At 42.3% G+C, this 16,651-nt stretch carries 12 protein-coding genes; 11 read left to right on the forward strand and 1 reads right to left on the reverse strand.

The window, feature by feature from the left end:
* Positions 1 to 85 precede the first annotated feature (85 nt).
* Complete coding sequence (locus FQV26_RS05875; protein WP_186759637.1) at positions 86 to 730, forward strand: PepSY domain-containing protein; 645 nt, start codon at positions 86 to 88, stop codon at positions 728 to 730.
* Between the two features lie 78 nt (positions 731 to 808).
* Here FQV26_RS05875 and FQV26_RS05880 read toward each other — a convergent pair whose 3' ends face one another.
* Positions 809 to 2,383, reverse strand: coding sequence for an ATP-binding protein (locus FQV26_RS05880; protein WP_146556427.1), 1,575 nt, complete (start codon positions 2,381 to 2,383; stop codon positions 809 to 811).
* Between the two features lie 204 nt (positions 2,384 to 2,587).
* On the opposite strand from FQV26_RS05880, the gene FQV26_RS05885 reads away from it, so the two are divergent.
* From FQV26_RS05885 to FQV26_RS05930, 10 genes are all read left to right on the forward strand, one after another.
* On the forward strand, positions 2,588 to 3,640 hold the full coding sequence (locus FQV26_RS05885; RefSeq protein ID WP_146556428.1) for a M42 family metallopeptidase: 1,053 nt from the start codon (positions 2,588 to 2,590) through the stop codon (positions 3,638 to 3,640).
* A 19-nt stretch (positions 3,641 to 3,659) separates the two neighbouring features.
* Positions 3,660 to 5,120, forward strand: coding sequence for a UDP-N-acetylmuramoyl-L-alanyl-D-glutamate--2,6-diaminopimelate ligase (locus FQV26_RS05890; RefSeq protein ID WP_146556429.1), 1,461 nt, complete (start codon positions 3,660 to 3,662; stop codon positions 5,118 to 5,120).
* Between the two features lie 105 nt (positions 5,121 to 5,225).
* A complete protein-coding gene (locus tag FQV26_RS05895; RefSeq protein ID WP_146556430.1) occupies positions 5,226 to 6,794 on the forward strand; it encodes a peptide chain release factor 3 in 1,569 nt (522 codons plus the stop codon).
* A gap of 138 nt (positions 6,795 to 6,932) precedes the next feature.
* Positions 6,933 to 9,992 carry an efflux RND transporter permease subunit gene (locus FQV26_RS05900; RefSeq protein ID WP_146556431.1) on the forward strand — a complete coding sequence of 1,020 codons (3,060 nt, stop codon included), beginning with the start codon at positions 6,933 to 6,935 and terminating at the stop codon, positions 9,990 to 9,992.
* 76 nt (positions 9,993 to 10,068) lie between these two features.
* Positions 10,069 to 11,148 carry an SDR family oxidoreductase gene (locus FQV26_RS05905; RefSeq protein ID WP_146556432.1) on the forward strand — a complete coding sequence of 360 codons (1,080 nt, stop codon included), beginning with the start codon at positions 10,069 to 10,071 and terminating at the stop codon, positions 11,146 to 11,148.
* A gap of 222 nt (positions 11,149 to 11,370) precedes the next feature.
* Positions 11,371 to 12,168: a TerC family protein gene (locus FQV26_RS05910; RefSeq protein ID WP_146556433.1), complete on the forward strand. Its 798-nt coding sequence runs from the start codon at positions 11,371 to 11,373 to the stop codon at positions 12,166 to 12,168.
* 228 nt (positions 12,169 to 12,396) lie between these two features.
* A complete protein-coding gene (gene sigI / locus FQV26_RS05915; RefSeq protein ID WP_146556434.1) occupies positions 12,397 to 13,143 on the forward strand; it encodes an RNA polymerase sigma-I factor in 747 nt (248 codons plus the stop codon).
* On the forward strand, positions 13,143 to 14,480 hold the full coding sequence (locus FQV26_RS05920) for an anti-sigma-I factor RsgI family protein (RefSeq protein WP_146556435.1): 1,338 nt from the start codon (positions 13,143 to 13,145) through the stop codon (positions 14,478 to 14,480). Before sigI ends, FQV26_RS05920 begins: the two co-directional genes overlap by 1 nt.
* A 272-nt stretch (positions 14,481 to 14,752) precedes the next feature.
* Entirely contained in the window at positions 14,753 to 16,102 is a 1,350-nt protein-coding gene (locus tag FQV26_RS05925) for a TrkH family potassium uptake protein (RefSeq protein WP_146556436.1), read from the forward strand.
* Positions 16,103 to 16,192: 90 nt separating this feature from the next.
* On the forward strand, positions 16,193 to 16,636 hold the full coding sequence (locus FQV26_RS05930; RefSeq protein ID WP_146556437.1) for a MarR family winged helix-turn-helix transcriptional regulator: 444 nt from the start codon (positions 16,193 to 16,195) through the stop codon (positions 16,634 to 16,636).
* Positions 16,637 to 16,651: the final 15 nt, after the last annotated feature.

A 16,651-nucleotide genomic window follows, 5' to 3' on the forward strand; every position in this document is an offset into this window, starting at 1 on the left:
TCATCAAATTCTCATAAAGCCTTAATGTTCTCCTCATATGGGAAGGTTATTGTAAGAGTAACAACAAATGAGGAGGAGAAATTACATGAAGAAATTAATTTACATTCCAGTGGCAGCAGGGGTTTTAGCATTTGGGGGCATCGTATTTGCAAACTCGGAAACACCGGCACCAGATTCATCATCTAAATCAGGAACGGTGACTAATGAAGTCCAGACAGGATCGGCTTCTGAAAAAATGCTGAGCTTTGAAGAAATTTCATCAAAGGCATTGGATTTAGCAAATGGCCGTATCACCGATATCGAATTGGACAAAGATGACAGAAGACCTCATTACGAAGTCGATGTGGATTTTGATGGTTATGAATATGATTTTGAATTTGATGCTTATACAGGAGAAATATTAAAGCAAAAGCGTGAAAAAGACAGAAATGATGATGGGGAACAATTCAGCGAAATAGCCTCTTCTTCACCAGCTGCTGCAAGCGATTCAACCGGCAAAACTAAAGGATTGATCGGTTCTGACAAAGCCATCGAAGCGGCATTAGCAGTAGTAAATGGAACTGTCGAAGGATTCGAGCTTGAAACTGATGATGGTCTTGCTTACTACGAAATTGAAATTAAGGACGGCCGCTCCGAACATGAAGTGGATGTCAATGCCAAAGACGGCTCTATCCTGAAAGTCGATTCGGATAATGACGACGATGACGACAACGATGACGATTGGGATTAATGAAAATTAGGGAATTTAATAAACAGTCAAAGTAAAAAGACAGAAAGAGAAAAATCATTCGATTTTTCTCTTTCTGTCTTATATTTGTTCCAATGGCAACAGGATTTTGGCAGTGGTTCCTTCCCCGACTGTGCTTGATAGGGTGAGAGTGCCTTTATGCTCCTGAACGATTTTTTGGGAAACGATTAATCCTAATCCTGTGCCGCTGGTTTTGGTTGTGAAAAAAGGTTCAAAAACAGCTGCTAAATCCTTTTCGGAGATTCCGATTCCCGAATCTTCAAAGCTGATGGAAAATGTAGAATCGTCTTCAGGTTTCAGCAATATTCGAATTTCTCCGGGTTGTTCCATCGATTCAACCGCATTTTTCAATAAATTGATGAAAACTTGCTTTAAATGATGTTCTTCACCGTTAACCTGAAAGTCCTCTGTCCAATCTTTTGTCAACTTAATGCCATTCAAATTGAGTTCAGAACCAAACAATAGCAGAATATCGTCCAATGCACGCTGTACACTGAAAACTTTCAATGCAGCAGCCTGTGGTTTGGCCAAAACCAAAAACTCACTGATGATCAAATTGATCCGGTCCATCTCTGATTGAATCAATGCGGTATATTCAGGAAACAGATGCTTCGGATCATGATGCATTATTTGGACAAATCCCGATATGACCGTCATGGGATTCCTGATTTCATGGGCAACACCTGCAGCAATCTCCCCTGCAAGCTTCAGCTTTTCGGATTGCAGAATCAGTTTTTCTGATTCTTTCTGGTAGCTGATGTCCCTGGATATAATAGAAGTGGCTACCACTTCTTGGGACTGGTCAAAGATAGGAGACAAGGTGATTTGTGCATGAAAGCGAGAGCCATCTTTTCGGACATCTATGGTTTCCAGCAGGGAATAGCTTTTTCCTTGTTGGACTTTCTTTGTGCGCATTTCAGCAGCTGCTTTCATATCCTGTGGATAAAGCGGCAAGGTTTTGCCAATGCATTCTTCAGCAGTCCAGCCGTAAAGCTCTTCGAAGGCAGGGTTAACTGCGATAATCTGATTGTTCGAATCAAACACAGCAATGGCATCTTTAGCGGTTTCAAAAAACAATTGCAGATAGCCTTCTTTTGACAACAGGGCTTTTTCCATTGATGCATTTTTTAGTTCCAGCTGCTTCCAATACCGACTGAAATAAATGCTATCCAATAAAGTGATCGACAGCACAGCGATAAAAAAGAGAATAATGGATAATTGGATATAAGGCAAAGCAGCTCTTTCAGAGAACCGGTCAAATACAATCAAAAGAAGCGAAAATTCAACAGCAGTAACAAGTGCCAGGATGACGATCGGTTTCGTATCGTTGTATAAGGCGGACGCAATGATCGGCACCACAAAGAAGACAAGCGTGATGGATGACAGGGATTCAAAATTCAATATAAAGACATACACGTTCATGGCAAAAAGAACGGTGTATTGAAGGGCTCGGTTGTTGACTTTAGCGGCATACAATACAAGCAGCAGCAGATAGGAAAAAATGCCGAAAAGCGGGGAAATGACGGCTGCATTCATTTCCACCAATTGATTGAGAGAAAAATGAAAAATGCCTGCAAATCCATACAAATGGATAAACAGTTGACTTCTTTTGCGGTTGATAAAGGTACTTTCCATTGGACACCTCTGGATTCATGCTTTTAAACTATACTAAGCTAATTTATACTTGAAAAATTTGATTTTTTATGAAAGAGGCCGATTAGGGCTAAAGCGGAGTAGAAAGATAAATGCTTAAGTTCAACTTATACTATAATACTATAAGACAGGACTGTCCGAACATCTTTCATTTTGATATGATTATAAGATCAAGGAGTGATAGTAATGACTTACCAGTGGAATCAAAACGAAACGATCGATTTATTAAAAGAGCTAGTGGAAATTCCAAGTCCGTCCGGCTACACTATGGACGTTATGTTGAAAATTCGTACCTTGCTCACGCAGTGGAATGTTGAGCACAAGACGACTCATAAAGGGGCCGTGATCGCCACGATCCAAGGGGAAAATCAGCAGCAGCATCGTCTGCTGACTGCACATGTCGATACTTTGGGTGCTATGGTGAAAGAAATCAAACCGAGCGGACGACTAAAATTGTCATTGGTCGGCGGTTTTAAATTCAATGCCATCGAAGGTGAAAATTGCCTCATACATAAAGCGGACGGTTCAACCGTTTCCGGAACAATCCTGCTTCACCAGACAACGGTACATGTCTATAAAGACGCCGGTTCGGCTGAACGCAATGCTGATAATATGGAAGTGCGCTTGGATGAAAAAGCCTTTTCACAAGAAGAGGTAAGAAGTCTGGGCATCGAAGTGGGAGATTTCGTCTCTTTCCAGCCGAGATTCGAAGCGACGGCCTCGGGGTACATTAAATCCCGCCATTTGGATGACAAGGCAAGCACCGCCTTGCTGCTTCAATTAGTGAAGCATTTCAGTGAAACGGATGAACGGCTGCCATATACGACCCATTTTTATATTTCCAATAACGAAGAAATCGGTTATGGCGGCAATGCCAGCATTCCAGCGGAAACCCAGGAATACATTGCCGTAGATATGGGTGCTATTGGAGACGGACAAGAATCAGATGAGTATACAGTGTCCATCTGTGCAAAAGATTCAAGCGGCCCTTATCACTATGGATTGACCCGCCACTTGATATCTCTGGCAAAAGATCATACCATCGATTACAAAGTCGATATCTATCCTTATTATGGATCAGATGCATCAGCGGCAATCAGCGCTGGCCATGATGTTAAGCATGCGTTATTCGGCCCTGGCATTGAAGCTTCCCATTCATACGAACGCACCCACACAGATTCATTAAAGGCAGCAGCAGCTTTGCTCCATGCATATGTGCTGTCTCCATTGGTTTCATAAGAGTTAGGAGAGGATTTTCATGAACAGCAAAGAATTACTTGCGGCAATTCCGCATCATCAGATTAAAGGCGCTTTGCCTGAAAACATTGAGCACCTGACAATTGACTCCCGTGATATTAAAGCGGATTCGATGTTTGTCTGCATCACTGGCTATACAGTGGATGGCCATAATTTTGCTCAGCAGGCAGCGGATCAAGGTGCTTCTGTGATCGTAGCTGAAAAGCCGTTGACCATTGATAATGCGACAGTTATCACTGTAGAAAGCACTTCGCGAACGCTCGGCCTGTTAGCTGCCAAGTTTTACGATTATCCTTCGAAGCTTCTTCATATGATTGGCGTCACTGGCACCAACGGCAAAACAAGCGTAGCGGGAATTTTGCATGCCATGCTCATGGAGCTGGGTGAGAAATCGGCATTGACGGGTACAATCGGATTCAACTTGAATGGCCAATTGCATCCATCGGCCAATACCACTAACGATACCTTGACGACTCAGCAAATGATCGCACATGCGCGAGATGAAGATTGCTCTCACATGACGATGGAAGTTTCGTCGCATGGCTTGGTTCTCGGACGTTTAGCTGGAGTAGAGTTCGATACTGCGATATTTACCAATCTGACACACGATCATTTGGATTTTCATGGAACGATGGCAGAGTACGGCCATGCCAAGGGTTTATTGTTCTCGCAGCTTGGTCAGGATTTAGCCAATCAAAAACAGGCAATTTTAAATGCGGATGATCCTTGGTCAAGTGAGTTAGCGAAAATGACTCCTCATCCGGTCTATACCTATGGCATTCAGAATGATGCGCAGTTCAAGGCGAAAGACATTCAGTTGACGCATGAAGGAACTACTTTCACACTCGACTGCACTGACGGGCAGTTCGGGGTGTCGATGAAATTGCTTGGCGAATTCAATGTTTCCAACGCATTGGCAGCAATTGCAGCCTTATATGCGGAAGGTTACAGACTGGATGAAATTCTTAAAGCATTGGCAGCAATTGCGCCGGTGGAAGGACGGATGCAGAAAGTGGAGCTTGAAGCACCACTTTCCGTTTTCATTGATTATGCGCATACACCTGATGCCATTGAAAAAGCGATTCATGCCGTTCAGGATTTTAAAAAGAACCGCATCATCTTCCTGGTCGGTACAGGGGGCAACCGCGATAAAACAAAGCGCCCCATTATGGCTGAAAAAGCATCGGTTGCAGATTACGTTGTTTTGACGACAGATGATCCGCGCGATGAAAGTTATGAAAGTATTTTAGGAGATCTGCAGGCCGGAATGACTCATGACAACTTTGCCTGCATTGGTGATCGGGAAGAAGCGGTGAAACATGCCGTCCAACAAGCTGAAGCTGGAGACATCATCATTCTTGCCGGAAAAGGCCATGAAGATTACCAGATTATCGGCAGCACTAAATATCCGCATAGCGACAAAGAGATTGCGGTACAGGAAGCATTGAAAAAGTTTCAGTGAAAAAGGAGCCTTTGGGGCTTCTTTTTTCTGTAGAGGTTAAAATTCCTTGTTTTTTTCGGCACCCTTCTCTAATATGAAGAGAGTAGATTAAAGGAGCGTATAAACATGTCAGACCAATTAAAGAATGAAATTCAAAATAGAAGAACTTTCGCCATCATTTCTCACCCGGATGCTGGTAAAACAACCTTAACAGAAAAATTGCTGTTATTTGGTGGAGCAATCCGTGACGCAGGAACAGTTAAAGGAAAGAAAAGCGGCAAATTCGCGACATCTGACTGGATGGAAATTGAAAAGCAGCGCGGTATTTCTGTAACTTCTTCCGTTATGCAATTTGATTATGCAGGGCACCGTGTCAATATTCTAGATACTCCTGGACACCAGGACTTCAGTGAAGATACCTACCGCACATTGATGGCCGTCGACAGTGCCGTCATGATTATCGATGTTGCCAAAGGAATTGAAGCACAGACCGTCAAGCTGTTCAAAGTCTGTAAAATGCGCGGCATTCCAATTTTCACGTTTATCAATAAAATGGACCGCCAAGGAAAAGAGCCGCTTGAATTGATGGAAGAGCTGGAAGAAGTTCTTGGCATTCAATCTTACGCGATGAACTGGCCGATTGGCATGGGGAAAGAGTTTTTGGGGATTTACGACCGCTTCAATAAACGCGTTGAACCATTCCGTTCAGAAGGAGATCGTTTCCTTGAACTGGATGAACAAGGCAAGTTGATTGAAGACCATGAAATGAAAAAGACTTCCTATTATACACAGGCAATGGATGATATCGAATTGCTGGACGAAGCAGGCAATGAATTTTCAATTGACCGAGTGAAAAAAGGTGAATTGACGCCGGTATTCTTCGGAAGTGCTCTGGCAAACTTCGGAGTGGAAACCTTCCTTGAAACGTACTTGCAATTTGCACCTTCACCACAGCCGCGTGATACGCAGGAAAAAGAAGAAATCAATCCGATCGATATGCCGTTTTCCGGCTTCATTTTCAAAATCCAGGCCAATATGAATCCGGCTCACCGCGACCGCATTGCTTTTGTGCGCATTGTATCGGGTAAGTTTGAGCGTGGAATGAATGTAACATTGGCACGTACCGGCAAAAATATCAAATTATCACAGACCACTCAATTTCTTGCGGATGACCGGGAAATGGTCAATGAAGCCGTCGCTGGAGATATTATCGGCCTTCACGATGTGGGGAATTATCAAATTGGAGATACCATAACCAGCGGCAAGAAGTTCCAATTTGAAAAACTGCCGCAGTTTACTCCTGAGCTTTTCGTTAAAGTGACGGCGAAAAACGTCATGAAACAAAAGCATTTTCATAAAGGAATCCTTCAACTCGTACAAGAAGGCGCAATCCAGTACTACAAAACATTGCATTTGGAAGAAGTCATTCTCGGCGCAGTCGGACAGCTTCAATTTGAAGTGTTCGAACACCGGATGAAAAATGAATACAATGTAGATGTACGGATGGAGCCGGTTGGTTCCAAGATTGCACGCTGGATTGAAAATGAAGAAGATGTTAAAGAATCAATGTCAAGCGGACGTTCCATGCTGGTCCGTGACCGTTTTGATAATTACGTCTTTTTATTTGAGAATGAGTTTGCGACAAGATGGTTCCAGGATAAAAATCCTGAAATTCGTTTGTACAGTTTGCTTTAAAATCCAAAACCTGCCATTGGCAGGTTTTTTTAATTTCTTCAAAAAAGTGGCAGATAAGTGAACAAGCTCTATATAGTTTGCGGTTGTAGAAGTTTTTTCTTATGATATAAAGACAGGGCAAAGAGAGGGTTTGAAAAAATGAAAATAAGTGATTTTTCGATAAGAAGACCTGTATTTACACTGGTCATTATGTTTTTGATTATTATTCTGGGAGCGGTATCATTTTCACGTATTCCTATAACCCTTATACCCGAACTTAATCCGCCGATCGGCGTGGTGGTGACCAATTATCCAGGTGCCAGCCCTACGGAAGTAAGCGAAAAAGTGACCAAACCGCTGGAGGCGAATTTGGCAACATTGCCTGGAATCAAATCGATTCAATCGAATAGCCAGGAAGGAACGAATTTTATTGTCTTGGAATTTGATTGGTCGACGGATATTGATGATGTCCAATCGGATATCATGCAGCGAATTGACCAAACGCCGATTCCTGACGATTCAAATGACCCTCGTTTCTTGAAGTTTGATCCTTCTCAATTCCCAATTCTTCAGCTGGCTTTGCGTTCCAGTGACCCGGATGCTGATGTGCGGGTCGTTGCTGAAGAGCTGGAAACAGAACTCCGCCAGACGGATGGAGTAGCCAGCGTCAATATTTCCGGTTCTTTAATAGAAGAAATTCAAATCGAATTGGATCAGGCAGAGCTTGAAGAACGGGGTCTGCAGCAATCTGATGTTGTACAGCTGATTCAGGCAAATAACATTTCATTGCCAGGCGAACCAATTGAGACCGAAGACGGCCGCAATTTGACAACCCGGATTATCAGCACTTTAACGAGTGTAGAGGAAATACGAGATTTGACTTTGACGATTGACCCCATAAATGGCGACAATGTCACAATTGCGGATATCGCTGAGGTGAATGTCAGCGAACGCCAAAGCAACAGTGAAACTCGGGCCAACGAAGAACCTGCCGTCCTGCTGTCTGCCTTACAGGAATCACAGGCCAATACAGCAGAAGTTTCAGACGCTTTTCAGGAAAGACTGGACGAACTGCTAAGCGAAGAGCGGTTTGAGGGAGTCCAGGCCGATATACTGTTTGATCAAGGGGATTACGTCAAACTGGCCATCAACAACATTGGCCAAACGCTGATCTTAGGCGGAATCTTTGCCATGCTCGTCTTATTTTTCTTTCTTCGCGGCATTAAGAGCCCGATCATTATTGGTGTGGCGATTCCCTATTCAGTCATTGTTACGTTTGTTTTAATGTTTTTTGCGGATTTCGCTTTGAACATCTTGACCTTAGGTGCATTAGCTTTAGGAATCGGGATGTTAGTCGATAACGCGATTGTTGTTATTGAAAATATCGAACGGCATTTAGCGATGGGCAAGAATTCGAAAAAAGCTGCTTCTGAAGGTGCAAAAGAGGTTTCGGGTGCAATTATTGCTTCTACTCTTACCACTGTCGCAGTTTTCATTCCCGTTATTTTTATTTCAGGTTTAATCGGAGAAATTTTCTTTGAATTTGCCTTAACGATTTCATTCAGTCTTTTTGCCTCGCTGGCCGTTGCCTTAACGGTCATACCGATGATGGCTTCAAAACTGCTTGGCAAACCGGGCAGTAAACCGAAAGTGCAAAAAGATACCTCAAAAAGTGTCAGAGCATTTGAAGGTTCAGTAGCTTGGGCATTGCGTCATAGAATCATCGTACTCTTTACGGCACTAGTTTTATTGGTTGCGGGTGCTTTTGGCGTTATGCAAGTCGGTACAGAATTTATTCCGGCAACGGATGAGGGCTTTGTGAGTGTTTCTGTCGAGCTTGAGAATGGCTCTTCAAGAACTGCGACGGATGAAGTAGTCAATCTGATAGAAGAGGAACTGAAGCTTGAAGAGGATGTTGACGTCTATGTCAGTCTCATCGGTTCGACTCAGCAGGGACAGGCGCAAGGTTCAGCAGAATCGAATACAGCTGAAATTTATGTGAAGCTGGTGGACTTGGCAGAACGGGACCGTTCCGTCTTTGAATTTGTGGATGAAGTACAGCCGCAAGTTTTGGAAACGATAGGAGAACGCGCCTTGGTCAGCTTTAATCTTCAGACGGCTGCCGGTTCATCGCCAAATACATTGTCGTTTACTGTAACGGACACAGATCGATTGCGTTTGGACGATGCAGTTGCTGATATTGAACGAGTCTTAACAGAGCTTCCGGAAGTAACCGAACTGACAAATGACCGTCAGGAAACCATTGACGAGATCCAGATGACCATTGACCGTGAAGCAGCTACCGAATATGGGTTGCCTCCGGCTCAGATTGCCCAATCCGTCAATAATATTACACGCGGAGTTTTGGCAACTCAAGTATTGACGGAAACTGATGAAGTTCTCAGCGTTTATGTAGCCTATGAAGAAGAGGAAAGAAACAGTCTTGAAAAGTTGCGAGCTTTATCGCTGCGGACACCTGCAGGAGAATTCGTGGAGCTTCAAGAATTAGCTGATATCGAAGTCGCTCAAGGTCCGGTCAGTATTCAACGGGTAGATCAAGCTGATAGTGTAACTTTTACGCTACAGCACCCATCGAATATCACACTTGGCGATATGTCAGATGAGGTTGATGCTGCCATTGAAGATCTAGGCTTGGATGAAAACACCAGAATTTCATTTGGCGGAGACCGGGAACTATTGGACAACTCCATCAACGATATGATGCTAGCTGTCGCGCTTGCTATTGTACTGGTTTATATTGTCATGGCTGCACAATTTGAATCTTTCAAGTATCCACTCGTCATCATGTTCACAGTACCTTTGATGGCAATTGGTGTAGCAATTGCACTGTTTGTTACCCAGACGCCAATTAGCATCACAGCAATCATCGGGTTGCTGGTTCTGGTAGGAATTGTCGTCAACAATGGGATTGTGCTTGTTGACTACATCAATCAGCGGAAAGAGTCCGGTATGGGTTCATATGATGCAATCATCACATCTGTTCATGACCGGCGCCGTCCAATTTTAATGACGGCTCTGACAACCATATTAGGTCTGCTTCCTCTGGCAATTGGAATTGGAGAAGGTACTGAAATCAATCAGCCGATGGGGATTACCGTCATTGGCGGACTCATCAGTTCAACGTTGTTGTCTCTTTACATTGTGCCGATTGTCTATAGCCTGTTTGATAGACAAACAAGAAGAATGAACAAAAAGTAAGCCTTTGGGTTTACTTTTTTCTTTTGCTGCATATTATTGGAAAATTTAGTATGATGATAGAAAAGGGGCTGATGCTATGACAGAAGTGGTGTTTACGGGATTCCCTGGATTTATTGCCAGTCAATTAGTTCAGAAACATGCTCAGCAAAGTGAAGCAATTTCAGTAATTATCCTGTCATCGGAACGTTCAAAAGCGGAAAAGGAAGCCAAACGGATTGAAAAAGAAACGGATTGCCGTCCGATCAAACTAATTGAAGGTGATATCACCAAAAAGGGTCTAGGACTTGCAGATATCGATAAAAATTATTTGGAAGAAAAAGAAGTGACGTTCTGGCACCTGGCTGCCATTTATGACTTGGCAGTACCAAGGAATTTGGCATGGAAAGTTAATGTGGAGGGAACCCGTAATGTGAACAAATTCATTTCGGAATTGCCTGACCTGAAGCGCTATGTCTATTTCAGTACTGCTTATGTAGCCGGCAATAGAGAAGGAACCATTTATGAAGATGAGTTGAAACGTCCACAAGCCTTTAAGAACTACTATGAAGAAACTAAATTTGAAGCGGAATTGCTTGTGGATATGATGAAAGAAACAGTGCCGGTTACAATTATTCGCCCGGGTATAGTCCGCGGCCATTCTGTCACAGGTGAAACGATCAAGTTTGACGGTCCTTATTTTTTCCTTAATATGATTGATCGACTCAAGTTCTTGCCAATCGTGCCATTCATTGGACGTTCCAAATCCCTTATAAATGTCGTGCCGATTGATTATATTTTAAACGCCTCTATTTATCTCAGTAAATCAGAATCAGCAGTTGGACAAACCGTTCATCTGACAGATCCCAATCCACATCCAGTGGAAGAAGTTTATCGCAGCATGGTAAAATCAATGACGGGTAAAAATCCGAAAGGGCGATTGCCCCATGGCCTGGCTAAATTATCTTTATCCATTGCTCCAGTAAGAAAGAGGCTTGGAGTTGAAAAAGAAACTTTGGCTTACTTGACGTGGTCAGCTGATTTTGACACTCAAAACGCGCAAAAGCTGTTAGCAGGGAGTGGCATAGACTGTGCCGATTTTCTAGAAACGATGCCGTCTATGGTTCAGTTTTACAATTTGCATAAAAAAGACAAAAATTTTCAAATCTCTATTGATTAAACTTCCCTAAGGAAAACAAAAGTGCTATACTCATATTACAAATCAATACACTTTGACTTTTGTCAAAGGGGAGTAGCTATGGGGAAACCTATTTCACAGTCGTCAAGACATGGTTAGTAGCCATCGGTTGTGATAGCAAACGAATTATTTTGCTTAGCGAGACCTTTGCCTTTATTTAGGCAGGGGTCTTTTTTGTGGGCAAAAATAGGAGGAGAAAGCAGAATGGAAGCAGTTTTATTGGAGTATGCCTGGGTCCTGTTAGTGTTAGTAGGACTTGAAGGGTTGTTGGCTGCAGATAATGCAGTAGTAATGGCAGTAATGGTTAAGCATTTACCGAAGGCTCAACAGAAAAAAGCGTTATTTTATGGATTAGTAGGGGCTTTCGTCTTCCGCTTTGCAGCGTTATTCATGATTACGCTGTTGGTTAATATTTGGCAGATCCAAGCACTTGGAGCGGCTTATTTATTGTTCATCTCAATCAAGAGCATATATGATCAGCGCAAAGGAGAGACCGACGAAATCCTTGAAGGCGTTGATGCAAAACCTGAGAAAAAAGGTTCTAGCTTCTGGATGACAGTATTGAAAGTTGAATTGGCTGATATTGCATTTGCCATCGATTCAATGCTGGCAGCCGTGGCTTTAGCTGTAACGTTGCCACATTTGAATGTCTTCGGTATGGACGACATTGGCGGCATCAACTCTGGGCAATTTATGGTTATGCTTGCCGGTGGATTGATCGGTGTTATCATCATGCGATTTGCTGCACATAAATTCGTGCAATTGCTTGAAAAATATCCACAACTCGAAACAGCTGCGTTTGTTATCGTTGGTTGGGTTGGAGTGAAATTATTGGTCATGACATTATCTCACGAAAATGTTGGCGTCTTGCCGCATGACTTTCCACATTCAACTCCATGGACACTTGTCTTCTGGTCAGTGTTGCTTGGAATTGTGATTGTGGGTGGAATTTTGGGAGTTAAGCAGAACAAAGAACAGGCTAAGGAACAGGAAGCTAAGTAAAGTTTTATTCTTCCAAAGAACACAGAATAAAAGGTGCATTGAATCCATTTCAATGCACCTTTTTTCTGTATTTCTTTAACATGAGTTTATATAAAAAACGATTAACTACCGACAAAAGAATTGATTTTTAAACGAATATTGGTAAGGACAGAAAAACCTGCCTCTTTTAAATTGAATCCTTCAAAGTTACAATCAAATAGGCAGTGACTTTGAGAAGAGGTGAATGGTGTGCTTTTATCTACATTAAGCGGGAGATTTGAACGCAAAGAGAAATCAAATGCTGAAATAACGGTATTGCAGGCCCAAGGCGGAGACGAGCAGGCATTGCATGATTTGCTTTTTTCCTATTCACCTTTTATGAAAAAAACGGCTTCTCAAGTATGCAAGCGATTTATCGACGACCACGATGACGAATACAGTGTCGCGCTCTCTGCATTTAATGAAGCAGTACAAAAATACGATAAAGCCAACAATGCATCATTCCTGACATTTGCTCACATGGTTATACGCAGACGCATCATTGATTTTATACGCAAGGAAAGCCGGATGGACGAATTCAGCCATGATTTCATGCCGGCATCGGAGCCGGAAACGCATAATGGCATTGCTGATCAAGCAGCATCTCTAGCATACAACACCAAACAGCAAGACCAGAAAAGACGCGAGGAAATTGCACTATATGAAGAAATGCTGCAAGAGTTCAGTTTATCGTTTCAACTATTGGTGAAAGTCTCGCCAGTTCATCAGGATGCACGCAACACTTCTATCCAGATTGCACAGATGGTAGCTGAAACCGATGAATACAAACAATATTTAATGGAAAAGAAGAAGCTGCCGATTAAAGAAATTGAAAAGTTGGTGAAGGTTTCGCGCAAAACGATTGAACGAAATCGAAAATACATAATTGCAATGGCACTTTTACAGATGAGCGATTTGTATTTTTTGAAAGATTATTTGAAGGGGCGGTTAAACTGATGCGGAGACAAGTAGGAATATGCATTGAATTGAAACATGACCGCTCGATTTTTTTGATGAAAAATGGTCGTATTGTTAAAGGAACGCCTGTCGGCAACCCCTCAATAGGAGAAGAAACCTCTTTTTATCCCCTCGAAAAAAAGCCGGCTAATCGCTGGCAGCCGATACTGGCTCCTCTAGTAGCTGCAACTGCAGCTATTATGTTGTTTATGTCTGTCTTGGTATTCCCGACTGAAGAGGCATTCGGTTATGTCCAGGTTCAAATCAATCCTGGTATCGAGCTTGGCATCAATGATCAATACGAGGTCGTTTCCATACGTGAATTGAACAATGACGGATATGACTTGATTCATCAATTAGGCGACTGGGAAGGCGACTCCCTACACGCTGTTTTAAATCGGGTATTTGATTTAGCGGTCACGGAACAGACGACACAAGTGACAGTAACGGCAATTGAAGAAGATGGCAGTAAACTCGATCAATCTGTAAAAAAAGTTGTCATGGCAGTTTCTTCGGATGTGAAAAACCAAGAATTTGCAATCCAGATGAAAGAAGCTACGAAGAAACAATGGCGCGAATCGAAAGAAAACCAGGTGCCTGTTGGACATATGATAAAAAAGGCCGAAATTTTGAAGGTGCAGAAGCCATCTCAAGTACAGGATTCAGAAAAAGAAGTACCACTGCTGCCTGCTCCAATTGAAAATCAAGCGAGGATTGAACAAATTAAACAAAGCAACAGCGAAGAAAAAAACAGCAACTCAGAAAAAAGTGTAAACACTCCAGCAGCTGATAAGAAAGCAGTTCCTCCAACAGTGGAGAAAAAATCGATTTCTCCTGCAGCTGAAACAAAAAAAGACGATCGCCCTGCAAAGTCAGAAGCACAGCAAAGCAACCAGAAACAAAACAATCAGAAACAAGACAGCCAGAAGCAGAACAATCAGAAGCAAAATAATAAGAATGAAGCACCTTCAACTAAGCCTCAAAAGGCTCCAATAAAAGAGCAGGAAAAAGGTAAGCCGACAAAGTCTGCTCCTAAAGAAAAGCCTGCTGTGAAAAAAGAAAAGAACCAACCGGAGAAAAAAGAAAAGAGCCAACTAGAGAAAAAAGAAAACAACCAGCCTGAGAAAGAGAAACAAGGAAATGGCGAAGCTCCGGGACAGCAAAAGAAAAATGATACGCCTGCGGCAAGAAGTGATTCAAGTAATAAAGAAAAATCTCAGAAATCGCCGGAAAGTATTCAACCCGATCAAAGTAAAAAGAATGAACGCCAAAAACTTGAAAGAAAAGAAAATATTCCGGATCAGGAGAACAAGCAAGGGAAGAAAGAAAAAGAGTAGAAGTATAGCTTCTGCTCTTTTTCTGTTTCTCTGCTGGTTGTACTTGAAACAAGTTTTCAATTTTCATTAGAGTAAAAAGGAAGAATCTGCATGCCGTTTCTTCAGGGAAAGAAGAACGGATCACGAATCCAAGTTGCTGAGAGTGCCTTTATAAGCAAGAATGAAATGAATTCTATGATCCATCTTAAAGAGATTTTCGATTTCTCTTTCCTTTTGACTGTTCTTTTCATAGAATGGGAAGAGAGTAATACGCTGAAGGGAATCAATGTCCTATGAATAAATCATTTCAAAAAGTACGAAATCTCACTCCTGCACAGGCGATTGTTTCGTATTATTTCGTGGCAATTGCCGTCTCTTTCTTGCTATTGAGATTGCCGAATGTTCACAAACCAGGCATGACCATCCCTTTGATTGACAGTCTCTTCACTGCAGTAAGTGCAGTAAGTGTAACTGGCTTGACGGTTATCAATGTTGTAGAAACCTATACTGTCTTCGGTATCGTCGTTCTAATGGTCATTTTGCAGCTGGGCGGTATTGGAATTATGTCTATCGGTACGTTTTTCTGGCTGCTGGTCGGCAAGCGCATCGGATTGCGTGAACGGCAACTGATCATGGTTGACCATAACCAATCGAGTATGTCAGGTGTAGTAAAACTGATTCGTGAAATTGTAAAGATATTGCTGCTTATAGAAGCTGTTGGCGCGCTCATTCTGACCATCTATTTTACACAGTATTTTCCTACATTCCAGGAAGCTCTGCTTCACGGAGTTTTCGGTGCAGTAACCGCAACGACAAATGGTGGGTTCGACATTACAGGGGAATCTTTAGTGCCCTATTTCAATGATTATTTTGTGCAAATCATCAATATGATCCTCATCATTTTGGGTGCTATCGGTTTCCCAGTGTTGATTGAAGTGAAAGAATTTTTGTCGAACAAACAAAAGTATTTCCGTTTTTCTTTGTTTACCAAAATCACAACAAGCATATTTGCAATATTGCTGGCTGTGGGAGCAATAGGCATTCTGCTGCTGGAATCGTTCAGGGCTTTTAAAGGGATGAGTTGGCACGAGTCTGCTTTCGCCGCTATCTTTCATTCGGTTTCATCTCGTTCCGGTGGTCTGGTCACTGTAGATATTACACAATTCAGTGACGCGACGAACGTGTTTATGAGTGCTTTAATGTTCATTGGGGCTTCGCCGAGTTCGGCAGGAGGAGGGATTCGGACAACCACCCTGGCCATCGCCCTTCTGTTTTTGATTAATTTTGCGCGGGGAAAAAATACGATCCAAATATTCAAGCGTGAAATTGAACTCATTGATGTCTTCCGATCTTTTGCTGTTATTTTTCTAGCCTTTTCAATGGTTCTTCTGGCAACCATTGCATTGCTCATCACAGAGCCTCAAGCAACAATTGTTGAAGTACTATTTGAAATTACTTCTGCGTTTGGAACTTGTGGAATGTCCTTGGGGCTAACAGATGATTTGTCAGTTATCGGGAAAATCATTGTCATGGCATTAATGTTCGTCGGTCGTGTCGGATTGATTTCATTCCTCTTTACGATTGGCGGCAAAACAGATCCGACCAAGTTCCATTACCCGAAAGAACGTGTAATCATTGGGTAAAAGAATAGATGAATCCCAGAAGATGTTATTTTTGTGGAAAAAGACTATAATTAGTGTAATGCAGCTTAAACAGTGGAAAGAGTGAATAGGATGAATGAAGATATTAAACAATCACTGAAATTATTTATAGTGCTGTCACGTGCGCATAAAGCAATTACGGAACAGACTAATCATTTTTTTCAGGCAAGCGGAGTAAATCCTACTGAATTTGCCGTTTTGGAGCTGCTTTATCATAAAGGCAAACAGCCGCTTCAAAAAATAGGAGGCAAAATCCTATTGGCGAGTGGTTCCATCACGTACGTAATCGATAAGCTTGAAAAAAGAGGCTACATTTCGCGCGTCAATTGCCCAAGCGATCGCCGTGTAACCTATGCGGAAATTTCGGAGCAAGGCAAAGAATTTATGGCGGAAATTTTTCCGGAGCACGAAAAGAAATTGCACGAATTGACGGACGCACTTACAAGTGAAGAAAAAGAACAAGCTATTGAATTGATGAAGAAATTGGGCTTGTCGATAAAAGACCTTTCTTATTGATCGAAATAAAAGGCC

It is taken from the genome of Planococcus sp. CPCC 101016 (genome assembly GCF_007859295.1).
In the GTDB taxonomy this organism is placed as follows: Bacteria; Bacillota; Bacilli; order Bacillales_A; family Planococcaceae; genus Planococcus.